22 protein-coding genes are annotated in these 17,445 nt (G+C 59.0%); 11 read left to right on the forward strand and 11 right to left on the reverse strand.

The window, feature by feature from the left end; all coding sequences use genetic code 11:
* Positions 1 to 121: 121 nt before the first annotated feature.
* On the forward strand, positions 122 to 970 hold the full coding sequence (locus ACYZT9_RS05085) for a carbon-nitrogen hydrolase family protein (protein ID WP_462008841.1): 849 nt from the start codon (positions 122 to 124) through the stop codon (positions 968 to 970).
* Between the two features lie 18 nt (positions 971 to 988).
* On the forward strand, positions 989 to 2,431 hold the full coding sequence (gene tldD, locus ACYZT9_RS05090; RefSeq protein WP_462008842.1) for a metalloprotease TldD: 1,443 nt from the start codon (positions 989 to 991) through the stop codon (positions 2,429 to 2,431).
* A gap of 48 nt (positions 2,432 to 2,479) precedes the next feature.
* Here the strand turns inward: tldD and yjgA are convergent, their stop codons facing one another.
* Positions 2,480 to 3,004 carry a ribosome biogenesis factor YjgA gene (gene yjgA / locus ACYZT9_RS05095; protein ID WP_007901505.1) on the reverse strand — a complete coding sequence of 175 codons (525 nt, stop codon included), beginning with the start codon at positions 3,002 to 3,004 and terminating at the stop codon, positions 2,480 to 2,482.
* A gap of 108 nt (positions 3,005 to 3,112) precedes the next feature.
* On the opposite strand from yjgA, the gene pmbA reads away from it, so the two are divergent.
* Positions 3,113 to 4,459 carry a metalloprotease PmbA gene (gene pmbA / locus ACYZT9_RS05100; protein ID WP_462008843.1) on the forward strand — a complete coding sequence of 449 codons (1,347 nt, stop codon included), beginning with the start codon at positions 3,113 to 3,115 and terminating at the stop codon, positions 4,457 to 4,459.
* A 214-nt stretch (positions 4,460 to 4,673) separates the two neighbouring features.
* Here pmbA and ACYZT9_RS05105 read toward each other — a convergent pair whose 3' ends face one another.
* From ACYZT9_RS05105 to ACYZT9_RS05150, 10 genes are all read right to left on the reverse strand, one after another.
* Positions 4,674 to 4,946 carry an HPr family phosphocarrier protein gene (locus ACYZT9_RS05105; RefSeq protein WP_462008844.1) on the reverse strand — a complete coding sequence of 91 codons (273 nt, stop codon included), beginning with the start codon at positions 4,944 to 4,946 and terminating at the stop codon, positions 4,674 to 4,676.
* 15 nt (positions 4,947 to 4,961) lie between these two features.
* Positions 4,962 to 5,819 (reverse strand): RNase adapter RapZ, encoded by an 858-nt coding sequence (gene rapZ, locus ACYZT9_RS05110; RefSeq protein WP_462008845.1) that lies wholly within the window; start codon positions 5,817 to 5,819, stop codon positions 4,962 to 4,964.
* A 2-nt stretch (positions 5,820 to 5,821) separates the two neighbouring features.
* A complete protein-coding gene (ptsN, locus tag ACYZT9_RS05115) occupies positions 5,822 to 6,286 on the reverse strand; it encodes a PTS IIA-like nitrogen regulatory protein PtsN (protein WP_462008846.1) in 465 nt (154 codons plus the stop codon).
* Between the two features lie 12 nt (positions 6,287 to 6,298).
* The gene (hpf, locus tag ACYZT9_RS05120; RefSeq protein WP_007941242.1) at positions 6,299 to 6,607 is read right to left on the reverse strand and encodes a ribosome hibernation-promoting factor, HPF/YfiA family; all 309 of its coding nucleotides are present in this window, start codon (positions 6,605 to 6,607) and stop codon (positions 6,299 to 6,301) included.
* A 74-nt stretch (positions 6,608 to 6,681) separates the two neighbouring features.
* A complete protein-coding gene (locus ACYZT9_RS05125; RefSeq protein WP_032828652.1) occupies positions 6,682 to 8,175 on the reverse strand; it encodes an RNA polymerase factor sigma-54 in 1,494 nt (497 codons plus the stop codon).
* A gap of 185 nt (positions 8,176 to 8,360) precedes the next feature.
* Positions 8,361 to 9,086 carry an LPS export ABC transporter ATP-binding protein gene (lptB, locus tag ACYZT9_RS05130; protein WP_027924532.1) on the reverse strand — a complete coding sequence of 242 codons (726 nt, stop codon included), beginning with the start codon at positions 9,084 to 9,086 and terminating at the stop codon, positions 8,361 to 8,363.
* The gene (lptA, locus tag ACYZT9_RS05135; RefSeq protein ID WP_462008847.1) at positions 9,086 to 9,634 is read right to left on the reverse strand and encodes a lipopolysaccharide transport periplasmic protein LptA; all 549 of its coding nucleotides are present in this window, start codon (positions 9,632 to 9,634) and stop codon (positions 9,086 to 9,088) included. Before lptA ends, lptB begins: the two co-directional genes overlap by 1 nt.
* A complete protein-coding gene (lptC, locus tag ACYZT9_RS05140) occupies positions 9,621 to 10,193 on the reverse strand; it encodes an LPS export ABC transporter periplasmic protein LptC (RefSeq protein WP_462008848.1) in 573 nt (190 codons plus the stop codon). Before lptC ends, lptA begins: the two co-directional genes overlap by 14 nt.
* Before the next feature lie 7 nt (positions 10,194 to 10,200).
* Positions 10,201 to 10,725 carry a KdsC family phosphatase gene (locus ACYZT9_RS05145; RefSeq protein ID WP_462008849.1) on the reverse strand — a complete coding sequence of 175 codons (525 nt, stop codon included), beginning with the start codon at positions 10,723 to 10,725 and terminating at the stop codon, positions 10,201 to 10,203.
* Entirely contained in the window at positions 10,725 to 11,699 is a 975-nt protein-coding gene (locus ACYZT9_RS05150) for a KpsF/GutQ family sugar-phosphate isomerase (RefSeq protein ID WP_010463314.1), read from the reverse strand. The genes ACYZT9_RS05145 and ACYZT9_RS05150 overlap by 1 nt, the downstream gene beginning before the upstream one ends.
* 275 nt (positions 11,700 to 11,974) lie before the next feature.
* On the opposite strand from ACYZT9_RS05150, the gene ACYZT9_RS05155 reads away from it, so the two are divergent.
* From ACYZT9_RS05155 to hisG, 8 genes are all read left to right on the forward strand, one after another.
* Positions 11,975 to 12,784 carry an ATP-binding cassette domain-containing protein gene (locus ACYZT9_RS05155; protein ID WP_028623782.1) on the forward strand — a complete coding sequence of 270 codons (810 nt, stop codon included), beginning with the start codon at positions 11,975 to 11,977 and terminating at the stop codon, positions 12,782 to 12,784.
* A complete protein-coding gene (gene mlaE, locus ACYZT9_RS05160) occupies positions 12,784 to 13,581 on the forward strand; it encodes a lipid asymmetry maintenance ABC transporter permease subunit MlaE (protein ID WP_084318116.1) in 798 nt (265 codons plus the stop codon). The genes ACYZT9_RS05155 and mlaE overlap by 1 nt, the downstream gene beginning before the upstream one ends.
* Entirely contained in the window at positions 13,581 to 14,048 is a 468-nt protein-coding gene (gene mlaD, locus ACYZT9_RS05165) for an outer membrane lipid asymmetry maintenance protein MlaD (RefSeq protein WP_462008850.1), read from the forward strand. Before mlaE ends, mlaD begins: the two co-directional genes overlap by 1 nt.
* An 11-nt stretch (positions 14,049 to 14,059) precedes the next feature.
* Positions 14,060 to 14,716, forward strand: a complete 657-nt coding sequence (locus tag ACYZT9_RS05170) for an MlaC/ttg2D family ABC transporter substrate-binding protein (protein ID WP_462008851.1) — start codon at positions 14,060 to 14,062, stop codon at positions 14,714 to 14,716.
* Positions 14,713 to 15,018 (forward strand): STAS domain-containing protein, encoded by a 306-nt coding sequence (locus ACYZT9_RS05175; protein ID WP_462008852.1) that lies wholly within the window; start codon positions 14,713 to 14,715, stop codon positions 15,016 to 15,018. The genes ACYZT9_RS05170 and ACYZT9_RS05175 overlap by 4 nt, the downstream gene beginning before the upstream one ends.
* Positions 15,019 to 15,131: 113 nt before the next feature.
* Complete coding sequence (locus ACYZT9_RS05180) at positions 15,132 to 15,371, forward strand: BolA family protein (RefSeq protein WP_007901566.1); 240 nt, start codon at positions 15,132 to 15,134, stop codon at positions 15,369 to 15,371.
* 22 nt (positions 15,372 to 15,393) lie between these two features.
* The gene (gene murA, locus ACYZT9_RS05185; protein ID WP_223450704.1) at positions 15,394 to 16,659 is read left to right on the forward strand and encodes a UDP-N-acetylglucosamine 1-carboxyvinyltransferase; all 1,266 of its coding nucleotides are present in this window, start codon (positions 15,394 to 15,396) and stop codon (positions 16,657 to 16,659) included.
* A 143-nt stretch (positions 16,660 to 16,802) separates the two neighbouring features.
* Positions 16,803 to 17,438: an ATP phosphoribosyltransferase gene (gene hisG, locus ACYZT9_RS05190; protein ID WP_007901570.1), complete on the forward strand. Its 636-nt coding sequence runs from the start codon at positions 16,803 to 16,805 to the stop codon at positions 17,436 to 17,438.
* Positions 17,439 to 17,445 lie beyond the last annotated feature (7 nt).

Raw genomic sequence — 17,445 nt, forward strand, 5'->3', positions numbered from 1 at the left:
GCTTGCTCGCGAAAAACGTAAGAGCGACGCGTTTATTCAGATAAAACGCATCATCGTAACGTTCATCGCGAGCAAGCTCGCTCCTACAAGGGATGTGTTGATTTCAATCAGGGATAAAGCCATGTCTTTTGCGGTGATTCAAATGGTCAGCCAGAGCGATGTGCTGGTTAATCTCGCCCAGGCCCGTCGGCTGCTCGAACAGGCAGCGGCCGGTGGCGCGAAGCTGGCTGTGCTGCCGGAGAACTTCGCCGCCATGGGCCGTCGCGACATTGCCGACATTGGCCGCGCCGAGGCGTCGGGCGAAGGTCCGATCCTGCCCTGGTTGAAACAGGCCGCCCGCGACCTCAAGTTATGGATAGTGGCCGGCACATTGCCGTTGCCGCCGGTGAATCAACCGACGGCCAAAGTGCACGCCTGCTCGTTGCTGGTCAACGATCAGGGCGAAACGGTGGCGCGATATGACAAGCTGCACCTGTTTGACGTGGACGTAGCGGACAGCCGCGGTCGTTATCGTGAATCCGATGACTATGCTTATGGCAGTGGTGTAGTGGTCGCGGACACGCCCGTCGGTCGGGTTGGACTGACGGTGTGTTACGACCTGCGCTTCCCCGAGTTGTACAGCGAATTGCGTGCTGCTGGTGCGCAGTTGATTACCGCACCATCAGCCTTCACGGCGGTGACCGGCGCGGCGCATTGGGATGTGCTGATTCGTGCGCGGGCCATCGAGACTCAGTGTTATGTGCTCGCGGCTGCCCAGGGTGGAACGCATCCGGGGCCGCGAGAAACCTGGGGCCATGCCGCCATTGTCGACCCTTGGGGTCGTGTGCTGGCGCAGCAGGATCAAGGCGAGGCCGTGCTGCTGGCCGAACGCGATAGCAGCGAACAGGCGTCCATTCGGGCGCGGATGCCGGTGTCCAGTCACCGGCGCTTTTTCTCGCGGGGCGCGCAGCGACCTGCCTCGGAACGATGAATTTAAGGCGTAAAGCATATGAGCGAGTTGTTGTCCTCCGTCAGTGAACACCTCCTGGCGCCCGGCGGCGTCACCATCGAGAGTCTGCAAGGTGTGCTCGGCGATCTGGCCGGCCCGGGCATCGATGCAGCCGACCTGTATTTCCAGGGGCAGATCTCCGAGTCCTGGGCGCTGGAGGACGGGATCGTCAAGGAAGGCAGCTTCAACCTCGACCAAGGCGTCGGCGTGCGGGCGCAATCGGGTGAAAAAACCGGTTTTGCCTATAGCAATGCCATCACCCTGGAAGCCCTGGGTGCCGCCGCTCGCGCCGCGCGTTCGATCTCCCGCGCGGGGCAGAATGGCACAGTGCAGGCGTTCACCACTCAGGATGTCGCCCAGTTGTACGGGCCGGATAACCCATTGGAAGTAATGACCCGCGCCGAGAAAGTCGAGCTGCTCAAGCGCATCGACGTCGCAACGCGCGCCCTCGACCCGCGTATCCAGCAAGTGACCGTGAGCATGGCCGGTGTCTGGGAGCGCATTCTTGTCGCGTCGACCGACGGTAGCCTGGCGGCGGATGTGCGGCCGTTGGTGCGCTTCAATGTCAGCGTGATCGTTGAGCAGAACGGTCGCCGTGAGCGCGGCGGTCATGGCGGCGGCGGTCGTACCGATTACCGTTATTTCCTTGGCGAAGACCGTGCGATGAGTTACGCCCGTGAGGCGTTGCGTCAGGCGCTGGTCAACCTTGAAGCCATTCCGGCGCCGGCCGGCACGTTGCCCGTGGTATTGGGGTCGGGCTGGTCTGGTGTGCTGCTGCACGAAGCGGTCGGCCACGGTCTGGAAGGTGATTTCAACCGCAAGGGCAGCTCCGCTTACAGCGGTCGGATGGGCGAAATGGTTGCGTCCAAACTCTGCACTATCGTCGATGACGGCACGCTGGCCGGTCGCCGTGGCTCGTTGAGCGTCGACGACGAAGGCACCCCGACCGAGTGCACCACGCTGATCGAAAACGGCGTACTCAAAGGCTATATGCAGGACAAGCTCAACGCACGGCTGATGGGCGTGGCCCGTACCGGCAACGGTCGCCGCGAATCCTACGCGCACCTGCCGATGCCGCGCATGACCAACACCTACATGCTGGCGGGCGAAAGCGATCCGGCGGAAATCATCGCGTCGGTGAAGCGCGGCATCTACTGCGCCAACCTTGGCGGCGGTCAGGTGGACATCACCAGCGGCAAATTCGTGTTCTCCACCAGCGAGGCGTACCTGATCGAAGACGGCAAGATTACGGCGCCGGTCAAAGGCGCGACATTGATCGGCAACGGGCCTGAAGCGATGAGCAAGGTGTCGATGGTCGGCAACGATCTGGCGCTGGACAGCGGTGTGGGAACGTGTGGCAAGGATGGGCAGTCGGTGCCGGTGGGTGTCGGCCAGCCAACGCTGAAAATCGACGCGATTACCGTGGGTGGCACGGGCGCGTAAGAAATGGAGCTTCGGGTGAGTTGCGAGGCAACCCACCCGATTCGGGAATCAACGCAGACCGCGTTGAGTCTCGTCCAGCTCACGGATGTACTTGAAGATTTTACGGCTCGATGCCGGTGGCTTGTTGGTCGCCAGTTCGTGCTGGGCCTGACGGATCAGGGAGCGCAGTTGCTGACGATCAGCCTCCGGGTAGTCGAGCACGAACTTCTCCAGGACTGCATCGTCGCCCGCGATCAAGCGATCGCGCCAGCGTTCCAGGCCATGAAAACGTTCGTTGTACTGCCGTGTGGAGGCATCGAGTTGATCGAGCAAAGTCAGAATGGCGTCAGTGTCCTGATCGCGCATCAGTTTGCCGATGAACATGAGGTGCCGTTTACGCGCGATATTCGCGGTGTGCTTGGGCGCATCGGCCAGAGCCCGGCGCATAGCGTCGGTCAACGGCAGTTTTGCCAGCAAGTCAGGCTTGAGCGTTGTAAGGCGTTCGCCGAGGTCAACCAGAGCATGCAGCTCGCGTTTAACCTGGGATTTGCTTTTTTCTCCCGTATCGAGGGAGTCGTCGTAAGAATCAACCATGGTGGCCGTCCGCAAAGAAACGCCGCCATGATAACCAGTCGGGGGCCGCTTGTCCGGCCCGGTCGCTCGAAGGCCTTTACCGAAAGCAGATTTTGAGTGGAGAACAGCATGAGTGCAGTTGAAAGCGTCGGCCCACAAGCGTTGCCGGCACTGCAGGAACAAGTCGAGCAGATCATCGCTGAAGCCAAGCGCCAGGGCGCCAGTGCCTGTGAAGTGGCGGTGTCGCTGGAACAGGGCCTGTCGACCTCGGTGCGCCAGCGTGAGGTCGAAACCGTCGAATTCAACCGCGATCAGGGCTTTGGCATCACCTTGTATGTGGGCCAGCGCAAGGGTTCGGCCAGCACCTCGGCCAGTGGGCCTGAAGCCATCCGCGAAACCGTCGCGGCGGCCTTGGCCATCGCCAAACACACCTCGGAAGACGAAGCCGCCGGCCTGGCGGACGCCGCGCTGATGGCCAAGGATCTGCAGGATTTCGACCTGTTCCACCAATGGGACATCACGCCTGAGCAAGCCATCGAGATGGCTTTGACCTGTGAGGCCGCAGCGTTTGCCACCGACAGCCGGATCAAGAACGCCGATGGCACCACACTCAGCACTCACCAGGGCTGCCGCGTTTACGGTAACAGCCACGGTTTTATCGGCGGGTACGCCTCGACCCGCCATAGCCTCAGCTGCGTAATGATCGCCGAAGCCGACGGCCAGATGCAGCGCGATTATTGGTACGACGTGAACCGGCAGGGCAGTTTGCTGACTGACCCGGTGAGCATCGGCCAGCGTGCTGCGCAGCGGGCGGCCAGCCGACTGGGCGCGCGTCCGGTGCCGACCTGTGAAGTGCCTGTATTGTTTTCCGCTGAACTGGCTGGGGGCTTGTTCGGCAGTTTCCTTTCGGCGATTTCCGGCGGCAGCCTGTATCGCAAATCGTCATTCCTGGAAGGTACCCTTGGGCAGAAGTTGTTCCCGGAATGGTTGACCATCGATGAGCGCCCGCACCTGATGCGCGCCATGGGCAGTTCGGCGTTCGATGGCGATGGTCTCGCGACATACGCCAAACCGTTCGTCGAAAAGGGTGAGCTGGTGTCCTACATCCTCGGCACCTATTCCGGTCGTAAACTCGGTATGCCAAGTACCGCCAACGCCGGCGGCGTGCACAACTTGTTCGTGACCCACGGCGATGAAGATCAGGCGGCCTTGCTGCGGCGCATGGGCCGTGGCTTGCTGGTCACCGAGCTGATGGGCCAGGGCATGAACATGGTCACCGGCGATTATTCTCGCGGCGCGGCGGGCTACTGGGTCGAGAACGGCGAGATCCAGTTCGCGGTCCAGGAAGTCACCATCGCCGGCAACATGCGCGACATGTTCAAGCAGATCGTTGCGGTGGGTAATGACCTGGAGTTGCGCAGCAACATTCGTACGGGTTCGGTGCTGATCGAGCGGATGACAGTCGCCGGTAGCTGATCTTTACAGCTATAAAAAAGGCACGCCACCCATTGGGTGGCGCGCCTTTTTTATGCGCCTTGCACGGAGCCAATGTGGGAGCGGGCTTGCTCGCGAAAGCGGCATGTCAGTCAACGAAGATGTTGAACATAATGGCCTCTTCGCGAGCAAGCCCGCTCCCACAAAGGACGCTGTATACCTTCGGGATTGTTTTGTTTCTCATTAGCGAGCAGGGTTACTCGCCTTCGTCGAAGTAGTTGTTGATCAACGCCACCAGCGCATCCAGCGCTTCGTGTTCCTGCTCACCTTCCGTACTCAAATGGATTTTGGTGCCCTTGCCGGCCGCGAGCATCATCATGGCCATGATGCTTTTGCCGTCGACCATGGACTCAGGCGTGCGCCCGGCTCTGATCTGACAAGGGAACTGACCCGCCACCCCAACGAATTTGGCGGAAGCGCGGGCATGCAAACCCAGCTTGTTGATGATTTCGATTTCCAGAGCAGGCATCGCGATGTGAATCCTTTAGCTGAGGTCGCGGTGGCGAACCTGGACGTTCTTCAGGGATTTTTGCAGGACCTGGCCCAGACGTTCGGTCAGGTAGACGGAGCGGTGATGCCCGCCGGTGCAGCCAATGGCAATGGTGACATACGCACGGTTGCTGGCGGCAAAGCGGGGCAGCCATTTGAGCAGGTACGTGGAAATGTCCAGGAACATCTCCTCGACGTCCGGCTGGGCCGCCAGGTATTCGGCAACCGGTTGATCAAGCCCGGACTGCTCGCGCAGTTCCGGCTTCCAATAGGGGTTCGGCAGGCATCGCACGTCGAACACCAGGTCGGCGTCTACCGGCATGCCACGCTTGAATCCGAAAGACTCCACCAAAAACGCAGTGCCGGGCTCCGGCTGATTCAGCAGGCGCAGTTTGATGGTATCGCGCAATTGATACAGGTTAAGGTTGGTGGTGTTGACCTTGAGATCGGCGAGGTCGGCAATCGGCCCGAGCAGGTTGGATTCATCGTTGATTGCCTCCGCCAGCGAGCGATTGGCACTGCTCAGCGGATGACGACGACGGGTTTCCGAAAAGCGTTTGAGCAAGGTTTCTTCGTCGGCATCCAGATACAATACATCGCACTGGATATGTCGGCTGCGGACTTCTTCGAGCAGTTCCGGAAACCGGCTCAGGTGGCTCGGCAGGTTGCGCGCGTCAATGGAGACGGCAACCAGTGGCTGAGTAAGCTCAGTGTGAATCAACGCACGCTCGGCCAGTTCGGGCAGCAACCCGGCGGGCAGGTTGTCGATGCAGTAATAGCCGTTGTCCTCGAGAACATCGAGTGCGGTACTTTTACCTGAGCCGGAACGGCCACTGACGATGATCAAGCGCATGATTAGTGCTCGTTTTGCTCGTCCAGGACAACCTGATACAAGGCTTCATTGCTCGGGGCGCTACGCAGGCGATCACGGACTTCCTTGCGATCAAGCATGCTGGCGATCTGGCGGAGCAATTCAAGGTGCGCATCGGTAGCGGCTTCCGGGACCAGCAGAAGGAACAGCAGGTCAACCGGAGCACCGTCGATGGCGTCGAAATCGATGGGGGCATCCAGGTGCATCAAGGCACTGATGGGCGAGGTGCAACCTTTCAGCCGACAGTGGGGGATAGCGATGCCGTTACCAAAACCGGTCGAGCCAAGTTTTTCACGGGCAATCAAAGCCTCGAAGACATCTTGCATCTCCAGAGCCGGCACTTCGCGGGCGATCAGGTTGGCAATTTGCTCGAGGGCTTTCTTTTTACTGCCGCCCGGCACGTTCACGAGAGAACGGCCGGGGGTCAGGATGCTTTCAAGTCGGATCATGGGTTGGGAGTGTTAACGACCGGTCGCGCCCTGGAGGAGGCTTTGGGTCTTTTCCTTATGCTTTTTGAGTTGTTTATCCAGCTTGTCGGTCAGCGCGTCGATCGCGGCGTACATGTCGGTATGTTCCGCGTTTGCGACCACTTCATTGCCGGGAATATGCAGCGTGGCTTCGATTTTCTGTTTCAGCTTTTCGACCGTCATCGTGACTTGCACGTTGGTGATCTTGTCGAAATGCCGCTCTAATCGTTCGAGTTTTTCGCCGATGTAGGTGCGAAGAGGTTCGGTCACTTCCAGTTGGTGTCCACTGATGTTGACTTGCATACAGCTTCTCCTTCGTTGCCAGTGCATAAAGCGGTAGATCAGATGATCTACCACTGGAACGCTGTGGCGTGGCTCTACATCAACCGCTTGCGTTCGCTCGAAGGCGCGATCCCGAGGGATTCGCGGTACTTGGCGACGGTGCGGCGAGCCACCTGAATGCCTTGTGCCTCCAGTAAACCAGCGATCTTGCTGTCACTCAACGGCTTTTTCTGATTTTCGGCAGCAACCAGTTTTTTGATGATAGCGCGGATCGCCGTGGACGAGCATTCGCCGCCTTCCGAGGTGCTGACGTGGCTGGAGAAAAAGTATTTCAGCTCATATATGCCCCGAGGGGTATGCATGAATTTCTGCGTGGTCACCCGGGAAATCGTCGATTCGTGCATGCCCACCGCTTCGGCGATGTCATGCAGCACCAATGGTTTCATCGCTTCGTCGCCGTACTCCAGAAAACCGCGCTGATGCTCGACGATCTGGGTAGCCACTTTCATCAGCGTTTCGTTGCGGCTTTGCAAGCTCTTGATGAACCATCGGGCCTCTTGCAACTGATTGCGCATGAAGGTGTTGTCGGCGCTGGTGTCGGCACGGCGCACGAAGCCGGCGTATTGGGCGTTGACCCGCAGCCGCGGCACCGACTCCTGGTTCAGTTCTACCAGCCAGCGCTCGTTATCCTTGCGCACGATCACGTCGGGAACGACATATTCGGCTTCACTGGACTCGATCTGCGAGCCCGGACGCGGGTTGAGGCTCTGTACCAGTTCGATGACCTGGCGCAGTTCATCTTCCTTGAGCTTCATGCGGCGCATCAGCTGGCTGTAATCGCGGCTGCCGAGCAAATCGATGTAGTCGGTGACCAGGCGCTTGGCCTCGGCCAGCCAGGGTGTCTTGGCGGGCAGCTGGCGCAATTGCAGTAGCAGGCACTCTCCAAGGTTGCGGGCGCCGATGCCGGCCGGTTCGAATTGCTGGATTCGATGCAGAACGGCTTCGATCTCGTCCAGTTCGATGTCGAGTTCCGGGTCGAAGGCCTCGAGGATTTCCTCGAGGGTTTCGTCCAGGTAGCCCTGATTGTTGATGCAATCGATCAGGGTCACGGCAATCAGACGGTCGGTGTCGGACATCGGCGCCAGGTTCAGTTGCCACAACAGGTGGCTTTGCAGGCTTTCACCGGCCGATGTGCGGGTGGTGAAATCCCACTCGTCGTCATCATTGCTCGGCAGGCTGCTGGCGCTGGTCTGGTAGACATCTTCCCATGCGGTGTCGACGGGCAGTTCGTTGGGAATGCGCTCGTTCCAGTCGCCTTCCTCGAGGTTGTCCACCGTCGGGGCGGTTTCCTGATAGGAAGGTTCCGAAACATCGGCGTTGGGTTGCTGTTCGGCTTTGTCGGCCAAGGGGTCGGCGTTATCGAAGTCGTCGCCTTCTTCCTGGCGTTCGAGCATCGGGTTGGACTCCAGGGCCTCCTGGATTTCCTGTTGCAGGTCCAGGGTCGACAATTGGAGCAGACGGATGGCCTGTTGCAGCTGCGGTGTCATCGTCAGCTGCTGGCCCATTCTCAAGACTAGCGATGGTTTCATGGCAGGGGCTAAACACCTTATTCGCCGGCGCACATGCGCCATCCACTACAGGGCGCCGGAGCGCCAAACATAAGCAAATTATATGCCCGAAACTGCAACGTTTGCCTAGAGCGCTGTAACAATAAAAAAGTATTGATTTTTTATCGAAACAAGCGCTCGTGGCGACTAGCCAGACACCTCAGCGCTTACAGGCGGAACTCGTGGCCCAAATACACTTCCTTGACCAGGTCGTTGGCCAGGATGGTGGCAGAGTCACCTTCGGCAATCAGTTGGCCATCGTTGACGATATAGGCGGTTTCGCAGATATCCAGGGTTTCACGGACGTTGTGGTCAGTGATCAGCACGCCAATGCCCTTGGCCTTGAGGTGGTAGATGATCTGCTTGATGTCGCCCACCGAAATCGGGTCCACGCCGGCGAACGGTTCGTCGAGGAGGATGAATTTCGGGTTCGTCGCCAGTGCCCGGGCGATTTCCACGCGGCGGCGTTCACCACCGGACAGGCTCATACCGAGGTTGTCGCGGATGTGGCTGATGTGGAATTCCTGCAGCAGGCTTTCCAGCTCTTTGCGACGACCAGCCTTGTCGAGTTCCTTGCGGGTCTCGAGGATTGCCATGATGTTGTCGGCGACCGAGAGTTTTCGGAAGATCGACGCTTCTTGCGGAAGATACCCGATGCCGGCTTTCGCGCGACCGTGCATCGGCTGGTGGCTGACGTCCAGATCATCGATCAGGACGCGGCCCTGATCGGCCTGAACCAGGCCGACGATCATGTAGAAGCAGGTTGTCTTGCCGGCGCCGTTAGGGCCCAGCAGGCCCACGATCTGACCGCTGTCGATGGACAGGCTGACGTCGCGCACGACCTGACGGCTCTTGTAGCTCTTGGCCAGATGCTGAGCTTTCAGAGTTGCCATTACTGGGCCTTTTGCTCGTCGGTTTTCTTTTTCGGCTGGATCACCATGTCGATGCGCGGGCGCGACTCTGTGACCTTGGAGCCTGTTGCGCGACCGGCACTGGCGAGCTTTTTGTTGGTGTCGTAGACGATTTTCTCGCCTTGGGTGACGTTACCGTCTTTATCGACAACTTTGGCGCGATCGATCAGCACGACGCGGTCTTGCGACGCGTGATACTGGATGGTGACACCCCAGCCCTGAACCGGCTTGGTGTCGCCCGCCGTTTGCAGTTGTTCGAAATAGGCGAGGTTGCCCACCGAAGTCACCACGTCGATGTCTCCGTTCGGGGTGCGGGTCATGGTCACGGTATTGCCGGTAACCTTCATCGAGCCCTGGGTGATGATCACGTCACCTTTATAAGTAGCGATACCGTTCTTGTCGTCCAGTTGGGCGTCGTCGGCCTGGATGCGGATAGGCTGCTGTTGATCGTCCGGCAGAGCCCAGGCGCTCACGCTTCCCAGTGCTGCGCCCAGACCGAGCAAAATAGGGAGAGTTTTAACGAGCCTCATACTGTCCTCTTACGTTCGATAGCAGGTGTATCCTGCTTTCTTTCAAATACGCTTTCATTCCCTTGCCAGTCGAGACACCACCAGCGCCGTCGATTCTAACGGGTTGATCGGTCTGCGCATATTGCTGCTGCGGGAACACTGTCATGCGGGTGGTGGTAATCAGGGTCTTGCGGTTTTTCTCGTCGAAACGCGTGATGCGCACCGAGTCGATCAATTCGACCTGCGTGCCATCCGGGTTGACCTCGCCATGCTCGCTCTGGACGTGCCAGGGGAATTGGGTGCCGCGGAACAGGTTCAGGTCCGGATTTGTCAACAGCGTCACTTCGGTCGCTTTCAGGTGTTCAACCTTGTCGGACGTCATTTCGTACTGCAGTTTGCCGTCCGGCAGGTACTGGACGCTGTGTGCGTTGAGTGCGTAATAGTCGATTGCGGTTTCATCGACCTTTGCCGCCGGTTTGTCAAGGAAGCGTTCCGGGCTGATGTTCCAGTAGCCGACCGCAGCAAAAATCGCCGCGATACAACCGAACACCAGGATGTTGCGAAATTTCTTGCTCAGCATAGTTGGCTCACAGGTACGCGGCGTTGGCCGCATCGAGGCGGCCCTGGGCGCGCAGGATCAATTCGCAGAATTCGCGGGCGGCACCCTCACCACCACGGGCCTTGGTAATGCCATGTGCGTGTTCACGCACGAAGCTGGCGGCGTTGGCCACCGCCATGCCCAGGCCGACGCGGCGAATCACCGGCAAGTCTGGCAGGTCGTCACCGAGGTAGGCGACTTGTTCATAGCTCAGGTTGAGCTGGGCGAGAAGTTCGTCCAGCACCACCAGTTTGTCTTCGCGGCCCTGATACAGGTGGGGAATGCCGAGGTTTTTCGCCCGTCGCTCGACCACGGGGGTTTTGCGACCGCTGATGATAGCGGTCTGTACGCCGGCTGCCATCAACATCTTGATGCCCTGGCCGTCGAGCGTGTTGAAGGTCTTGAATTCGCTGCCATCTTCAAGGAAGTAAAGGCGCCCGTCGGTCAGGACGCCGTCGACGTCGAATACTGCCAGCTTGATCTGTTTGCCGCGTTGCAGCAGGTCCGTGCTCATTACATTACTCCTGCACGCAACAAATCGTGCATGTTCAAGGCACCGACCGGACGGTCTTCGCTGTCGACCACGACCAGCGCGTTGATTTTATGGTCTTCCATGATTTTCAGGGCCTCGGCGGCAAGCATCTCGGCACGGGCAGTCTTGCCGTGGGCGGTCATGACCTGGTCGATCGTGGCGCTATGGATGTCGATGCTGCGATCAAGGGTGCGGCGCAAATCGCCGTCAGTGAAGATCCCGGCGAGTTTGCCGTCGGCTTCCAGAATAACGGTCATGCCCAGGCCCTTGCGGGTCATTTCCATCAGCGCGTCCTTGAGCAGCGTCCCGCGCTGTACTTGTGGCAGCTCTTGCCCGGCATGCATGACGTTTTCCACTTTCAGCAGCAGGCGTCGTCCCAGCGCGCCACCGGGGTGGGAAAAGGCGAAGTCTTCAGCGGTAAAGCCGCGGGCTTCGAGCAACGCAACGGCCAGAGCATCGCCCATGACCAGGGCGGCGGTGGTCGACGACGTAGGTGCCAGGTTCAACGGGCAGGCTTCGTGTTCGACATGCACGTTGAGATTGACTTCGGCAGCCTTGGCCAGCGGTGAGTCGGGGTTGCCGGTTACGCTGATCAATTTGATGCCCAGACGTTTGATCAACGGCAGCAGGGTGACGATTTCATTGGTGGAACCGGAATTCGACAAGGCCAGGATGATGTCGTCCCGAGTGATCATGCCCATGTCGCCATGGCTGGCTTCGGCCGGGTGCACAAAGAAAGCCGTGGTGCCGGTGCTGGCCAGGGTGGCGGCAATCTTGTTGCCGATATGCCCCGATTTGCCCATTCCGACCACGACCACGCGGCCTTTACTGTCCAGAATCATCTCGCAAGCGCGTACGAAATCTGCGTCGATATGGGGCAGCAAGCCTTGTACGGCTTCCAGTTCGAGGCGGATGGTGCGTTGTGCTGATTGAATCAGGTCGCTGGATTGGCTCATGTCAAAAATCGTATAGCCTGATGAAAAGGCGGCGATTATAGCGGTAATGATCGAAACCCTCACGCAAGTTCGTCGCGCTTTGACATTCCCTGTTACCGAATCCTTCCAAATATAGCTTTTAGACCGTCATGTTGCGGAACATGGACGGGCTTGGCCCTTGGGCGCTTGACCTTTGCAGTGATATAGTTCGCCGCCAGTTCGGCCTGCCCGGGAGGTATGTGCTTTCGTCAGAAAGCCAGGCGTCCGAGTGAGAGGCTGCATCGCAAGGAGTTTAGATGAGTGCCGATAACGCCTACGCGGTCGAGCTGAAGGGACTGACCTTCAAGCGCGGTGCGCGCAGCATTTTCAATAACGTCGATATCCGTATTCCGCGCGGCAAGGTCACCGGCATCATGGGGCCTTCCGGGTGTGGCAAGACCACACTGTTGCGTTTGATGGGCGCCCAATTGCGTCCCACCAAGGGCGAAGTCTGGGTCAACGGTCAGAACCTGCCGAAACTGTCGCGCAGTGATCTGTTCGATGCGCGTAAACATATGGGTGTGCTGTTTCAGAGTGGCGCGCTGTTTACCGATCTCGACGTGTTCGAGAACGTCGCCTTTCCGCTACGCGTTCATACCGAGCTTCCGGAAGAAATGATCCGGGACATCGTGCTGCTCAAATTACAGGCTGTGGGCCTGCGTGGCGCCATCGACCTGATGCCTGACGAGTTGTCCGGTGGCATGAAGCGCCGTGTCGCGCTAGCCCGAGCGATTGCCCTTGATCCGCAGATCCTCATGTATGACGAACCCTTCGTCGGTCAGGACCCGATCGCCATGGGCGTATTGGTGCGCCTGATCCGTCTGCTCAACGATGCCTTGGGTATCACCAGCATTGTGGTCTCCCACGACCTGGCGGAGACCGCGAGCATTGCTGACTACATCTATGTGGTTGGCGAAGGCCAGGTGTTGGGGCAGGGCACGCCCGAGGAGCTGATGAACTCGCAAGAGCCAAGGATTCGCCAATTCATGACCGGCGAACCCGACGGCCCGGTCGCATACCACTTTCCAGCGACGGATTACCGCGCAGATCTTCTGGGGAAGCGTTGATGCGCAAGATTTCACTCATAGAACGCGTGCGCCGGTTCGGTCACGCCGGCATCGACGTACTGGCGGTGTTTGGCCGTTCGACGATATTCCTGTTTCATGCCTTGCTGGGCCGAGGCGGCATCGGCGGCGGTTTCGGTCTGCTGATCAAGCAACTGCATTCGGTGGGCGTGATGTCCTTGGTGATCATTGTGGTCTCCGGGGTGTTCATCGGCATGGTGCTGGCGCTGCAGGGGTTCAACATCCTCTCCAGCTACGGTTCCGAACAGGCGGTCGGGCAGATGGTTGCCCTGACCTTGCTGCGCGAACTGGGCCCTGTGGTTACGGCATTGCTGTTCGCCGGACGTGCCGGTTCGGCCCTGACGGCCGAAATCGGCAACATGAAATCCACCGAGCAGCTGTCCAGTCTGGAAATGATTGGTGTCGACCCGCTCAAGTACATCATTGCCCCGCGCCTGTGGGCCGGCTTCATTTCCCTGCCGGTGCTGGCGATGATTTTCAGCGTGGTGGGTATCTGGGGCGGTTCGTGGGTGGCCGTCGACTGGCTGGGTGTGTATGAAGGTTCCTACTGGTCCAACATGCAGAACAGCGTGACGTTCACTGACGATGTGCTCAACGGCATCATCAAAAGTATCGTTTTCGCCTTTGTCGTGACCTGGATCGCCGTATTCCAAGGCTATGACTGCGAGCCCACCTCCGAGGGGATCAGTCGTGCCACTACCAAGACCGTGGTGTATGCCTCGTTGGCTGTACTCGGCCTGGACTTTATTCTGACCGCCTTGATGTTTGGAGATTTCTGATGCAAAACCGCACCCTGGAAATCGGTGTCGGCCTTTTCTTGCTGGCTGGCATCCTGGCTTTGCTGTTGCTGGCGTTGCGGGTGAGTGGCCTGTCCCCGAGCGCAGCCACCGATAGTTATAAACTTTATGCCTATTTCGACAATATCGCCGGTTTGACGGTCAGAGCTAAAGTGACCATGGCCGGTGTGACCATCGGCAAGGTTACGGCGATCGATCTGGACCGCGACAGTTTCACCGGTCGGGTGACGATGCAGCTGGAAAAGCGCGTGGATAATCTGCCGAATGATTCCACTGCATCTATTCTGACGGCTGGCCTGTTGGGCGAGAAATACATCGGTATCAGCGTGGGCGGCGAAGAAGCGCTGCTCAAGGATGGTTCAACCATCCACGACACCCAGTCGTCGCTGGTGCTCGAGGACCTGATCGGTAAATTCCTGCTCAACACCGTTAGCAAAGAAGCCAAATGAGGAGTTTTTGAATGATCTCTACCTTGCGACGTGGCCTGTTGGTATTACTCGCGGCCCTGCCGTTGATGGCTAACGCCGTGGCGGCGCCTTCCGCGCACGAACTGGTACAGGACACCACGACCCGATTGTTGGCGGACTTGTCAGCCAATAAAGAGAAGTACAAGCAGGACCCGCAGGACTTTTATACGGCGCTCAATACTATCGTCGGCCCTGTGGTGGATGCCGAGGGCATTTCCAAGAGCATCATGACGGTCAAATATTCGCGCAAGGCCACGCCTGCGCAAATGAAGACCTTTGAAGAAAACTTCAAAAAGGGCTTGTTCCAGTTCTATGGCAACGCCTTGCTCGAGTACAACAACCAGGGGATTATCGTAGACCCTGCCAAGGACGAGTCGGGAGACCGCACGAGCGTTGGCATGACGGTCAAGGGCAGCAACGGCGCGATCTATCCTGTGTCCTACACGCTCGAAAAGATCAATGGCGAGTGGAAGCTACGCAACGTGATCATCAATGGCATCAACATCGGCAAGCTGTTCCGTGATCAGTTCGCTGATGCGATGCAGCGCAATGGCAACGACCTGGACAAGACCATCAATGGTTGGGCCGGTGAAGTCGCCAAAGCCAAGGAAGCCAGCGAGAAGCAATCCACCGAGACGCAGTCCCAATGAGTGTATCGGCCATTCGCATGAGCGAATTCGGCGAGCTGATGCTTAGCGGCATGCTGGACTACCGCACCGGTCCTGGCCTGCGCAAGCAGGGTCAGGCGCTGATCAAGGCCAGCAAGGCCGCCGCACTGGTGGTGGATTGTTCGGCGGTGTTGAAGTCCAGCAGTGTCGGCTTGTCGCTACTGCTGTGTTTCATGCGTGATGCTCAGGAGGCCGGCAAGCCGCTGAGTATCCGTGCAATGCCCGATGACATGCGTGAAATTGCTCAGGTCAGCGAATTGACCGAGCTGTTGGCGCATCCCTAACCGCATCGATAAGAAAGCCCCCCGTCAGAGTCCTGCTTCGCGGGGTTCGCAGGCGCGGGGCTTTTTTGTATGATGTCCGACCCGCGCGCACAGGGCGCCGATTGAGGTTGAGCATGCAGGCCGTAGAAGTGAAGAGCTTCCTTGAAGGAAAGCTGCCAAACACAAAGGTGGAAGTTGAAGGCGAAGGCTGCAACTTTCAGCTGAATGTGATTAGCGATGAACTGGCGGCGTTGAGCCCGGTGAAGCGTCAGCAGCAGGTCTATGCCCATTTGAACCCATGGATCACCGATGGCAGCATCCATGCGGTCACTATGAAATTTTTCAGCAGCGCGGCCTGGGCCGAGCGCACCTGAGCCCAAGGGCGTCGAGATTCTTATGGATAAATTGATTATTACCGGTGGCGCTCGTCTTGATGGCGAGATCCGCATTTCCGGGGCAAAGAACTCTGCCCTGCCGATCCTGGCTGCAACCTTGCTGTGCGATGGCCCGGTTACCGTTGCCAACCTGCCGCACCTGCACGACATCACCACCATGATCGAGCTGTTCGGTCGCATGGGCATCGAGCCGGTGATCGACGAGAAACTCAGCGTCGAAATCGACCCGCGCACGATCAAGACCCTGATCGCACCGTACGAACTGGTGAAAACCATGCGTGCGTCGATCCTGGTGCTGGGCCCGATGGTTGCCCGCTTTGGTGAAGCCGAAGTCGCACTGCCTGGCGGTTGCGCCATCGGTTCGCGTCCGGTGGACCTGCACATTCGTGGTCTTGAAGCCATGGGCGCGGTCATCGACGTCGAAGGCGGTTACATCAAGGCCAAGGCCCCTGAAGGCGGTCTGCGCGGTGCGCACTTCTTCTTCGACACCGTCAGCGTGACCGGTACCGAGAACATCATGATGGCGGCCGCTCTGGCCAAGGGCCGCAGCGTTCTGGCCAACGCCGCACGCGAGCCTGAAGTGGTGGACCTGGCGAACTTCCTGATCGCCATGGGCGCCAAGATCTCTGGCGCCGGCACCGACACCATCACCATCGATGGCGTCGAGCGTCTGCACACTACCACTTACAAAGTGATGCCTGACCGTATCGAAACCGGCACCTACCTGGTTGCCGCTGCCGTGACCGGCGGTCGTGTGAAGGTCAAGGACACCGATCCGACCATCCTCGAAGCCGTCCTGGAAAAACTCCGTGAGTCGGGTGCCGAAATTACCTGCGGCGAAGACTGGATCGAGCTGAACATGCATGGCAAGCGGCCCAAGGCCGTCAACGTGCGGACCGCTCCGTACCCGGCGTTCCCGACCGACATGCAGGCGCAGTTCATCTCGCTCAACGCCATTGCCGAAGGCACCGGTGCCGTGATCGAGACGATCTTCGAAAACCGCTTCATGCACGTCTACGAACTGCACCGCATGGGCGCCAAGATCCAGGTCGAAGGCAATACCGCCATCGTCACCGGCACCGAGAAGCTGAAAGGCGCGCCAGTGATGGCTACCGATCTGCGTGCTTCGGCCAGCCTGGTGATCTCGGCGTTGATCGCCGAAGGCGACACTCTGATCGACCGGATCTACCACATCGACCGTGGTTACGAGTGCATCGAAGAGAAACTGCAGATGCTCGGCGCGAAGATCCGCCGCGTACCGGGCTAGTTTCTGCTTCATGGGCGCAAGGATGTGCCCGTTGGTTTCGTTTCAAGTCGAGGGTGTCTTTTCATTATTGAGAAAGCCCTCGATGTGTGTCCGGCGTCATTTGCGACCGGGCATCAGTAGCCTGATAAGGACCGACGTTTCCCATGTTGACCATCGCACTGTCCAAGGGCCGCATCCTTGACGACACCCTGCCGCTTCTGGCTGAAGCGGGCATCGTGCCGACCGAGAATCCGGACAAGAGCCGCAAGCTGATCATCCCCACGACCCAGGCCGATGTGCGTCTGCTGATCGTGCGTGCCACCGATGTGCCGACTTACGTCGAGCATGGTGCCGCTGACCTGGGCGTCGCCGGTAAAGATGTGCTGATGGAATACGGTGGCCAGGGCCTGTACGAGCCTTTGGACCTGCGAATTGCCCTCTGCAAGCTGATGACCGCTGGCCGTGTCGGCGATGTCGAACCCAAGGGCCGCCTGCGCGTGGCAACCAAATTCGTCAACGTTGCCAAACGCTATTACGCCGAACAGGGCCGTCAGGTCGACATCATCAAGCTCTACGGCTCGATGGAGCTGGCACCGTTGATCGGTCTGGCGGACAAGATCATCGACGTGGTCGACACCGGCAACACTCTGCGCGCCAATGGCCTGGAACCTCAGGATTTCATTGCCGACATCAGCTCCCGGCTGATCGTCAACAAAGCTTCGATGAAAATGCAGCACGCCCGTATCCAGGCGTTGATCGACACCCTGCGCAAGGCAGTGGAGTCTCGACACCGCGGCTGATTCACCT

The organism is Pseudomonas sp. ZT5P21 (assembly GCF_054897785.1).

Coding starts and splice junctions, on each gene's coding strand:
- ACYZT9_RS05175 (WP_462008852.1), top strand. CDS start 14,713: ATGAGTGTATCGGCCATTCGCATGAGCGAATTCGGCGAGCTGATGCTT.
- lptB (WP_027924532.1), bottom strand. CDS start 9,086: ATGGCAACTCTGAAAGCTCAGCATCTGGCCAAGAGCTACAAGAGCCGT.
- tldD (WP_462008842.1), top strand. CDS start 989: ATGAGCGAGTTGTTGTCCTCCGTCAGTGAACACCTCCTGGCGCCCGGC.
- ACYZT9_RS05145 (WP_462008849.1), bottom strand. CDS start 10,725: ATGAGCACGGACCTGCTGCAACGCGGCAAACAGATCAAGCTGGCAGTA.
- ACYZT9_RS05105 (WP_462008844.1), bottom strand. CDS start 4,946: ATGCCTGCTCTGGAAATCGAAATCATCAACAAGCTGGGTTTGCATGCC.
- lptA (WP_462008847.1), bottom strand. CDS start 9,634: ATGAGGCTCGTTAAAACTCTCCCTATTTTGCTCGGTCTGGGCGCAGCA.
- yjgA (WP_007901505.1), bottom strand. CDS start 3,004: ATGGTTGATTCTTACGACGACTCCCTCGATACGGGAGAAAAAAGCAAA.
- hpf (WP_007941242.1), bottom strand. CDS start 6,607: ATGCAAGTCAACATCAGTGGACACCAACTGGAAGTGACCGAACCTCTT.
- ptsN (WP_462008846.1), bottom strand. CDS start 6,286: ATGATCCGACTTGAAAGCATCCTGACCCCCGGCCGTTCTCTCGTGAAC.
- mlaD (WP_462008850.1), top strand. CDS start 13,581: ATGCAAAACCGCACCCTGGAAATCGGTGTCGGCCTTTTCTTGCTGGCT.
- ACYZT9_RS05170 (WP_462008851.1), top strand. CDS start 14,060: ATGATCTCTACCTTGCGACGTGGCCTGTTGGTATTACTCGCGGCCCTG.
- hisG (WP_007901570.1), top strand. CDS start 16,803: ATGTTGACCATCGCACTGTCCAAGGGCCGCATCCTTGACGACACCCTG.
- ACYZT9_RS05150 (WP_010463314.1), bottom strand. CDS start 11,699: ATGAGCCAATCCAGCGACCTGATTCAATCAGCACAACGCACCATCCGC.
- rapZ (WP_462008845.1), bottom strand. CDS start 5,819: ATGCGCTTGATCATCGTCAGTGGCCGTTCCGGCTCAGGTAAAAGTACC.
- lptC (WP_462008848.1), bottom strand. CDS start 10,193: ATGCTGAGCAAGAAATTTCGCAACATCCTGGTGTTCGGTTGTATCGCG.
- murA (WP_223450704.1), top strand. CDS start 15,394: ATGGATAAATTGATTATTACCGGTGGCGCTCGTCTTGATGGCGAGATC.
- pmbA (WP_462008843.1), top strand. CDS start 3,113: ATGAGTGCAGTTGAAAGCGTCGGCCCACAAGCGTTGCCGGCACTGCAG.
- ACYZT9_RS05125 (WP_032828652.1), bottom strand. CDS start 8,175: ATGAAACCATCGCTAGTCTTGAGAATGGGCCAGCAGCTGACGATGACA.
- mlaE (WP_084318116.1), top strand. CDS start 12,784: ATGCGCAAGATTTCACTCATAGAACGCGTGCGCCGGTTCGGTCACGCC.
- ACYZT9_RS05180 (WP_007901566.1), top strand. CDS start 15,132: ATGCAGGCCGTAGAAGTGAAGAGCTTCCTTGAAGGAAAGCTGCCAAAC.
- ACYZT9_RS05155 (WP_028623782.1), top strand. CDS start 11,975: ATGAGTGCCGATAACGCCTACGCGGTCGAGCTGAAGGGACTGACCTTC.
- ACYZT9_RS05085 (WP_462008841.1), top strand. CDS start 122: ATGTCTTTTGCGGTGATTCAAATGGTCAGCCAGAGCGATGTGCTGGTT.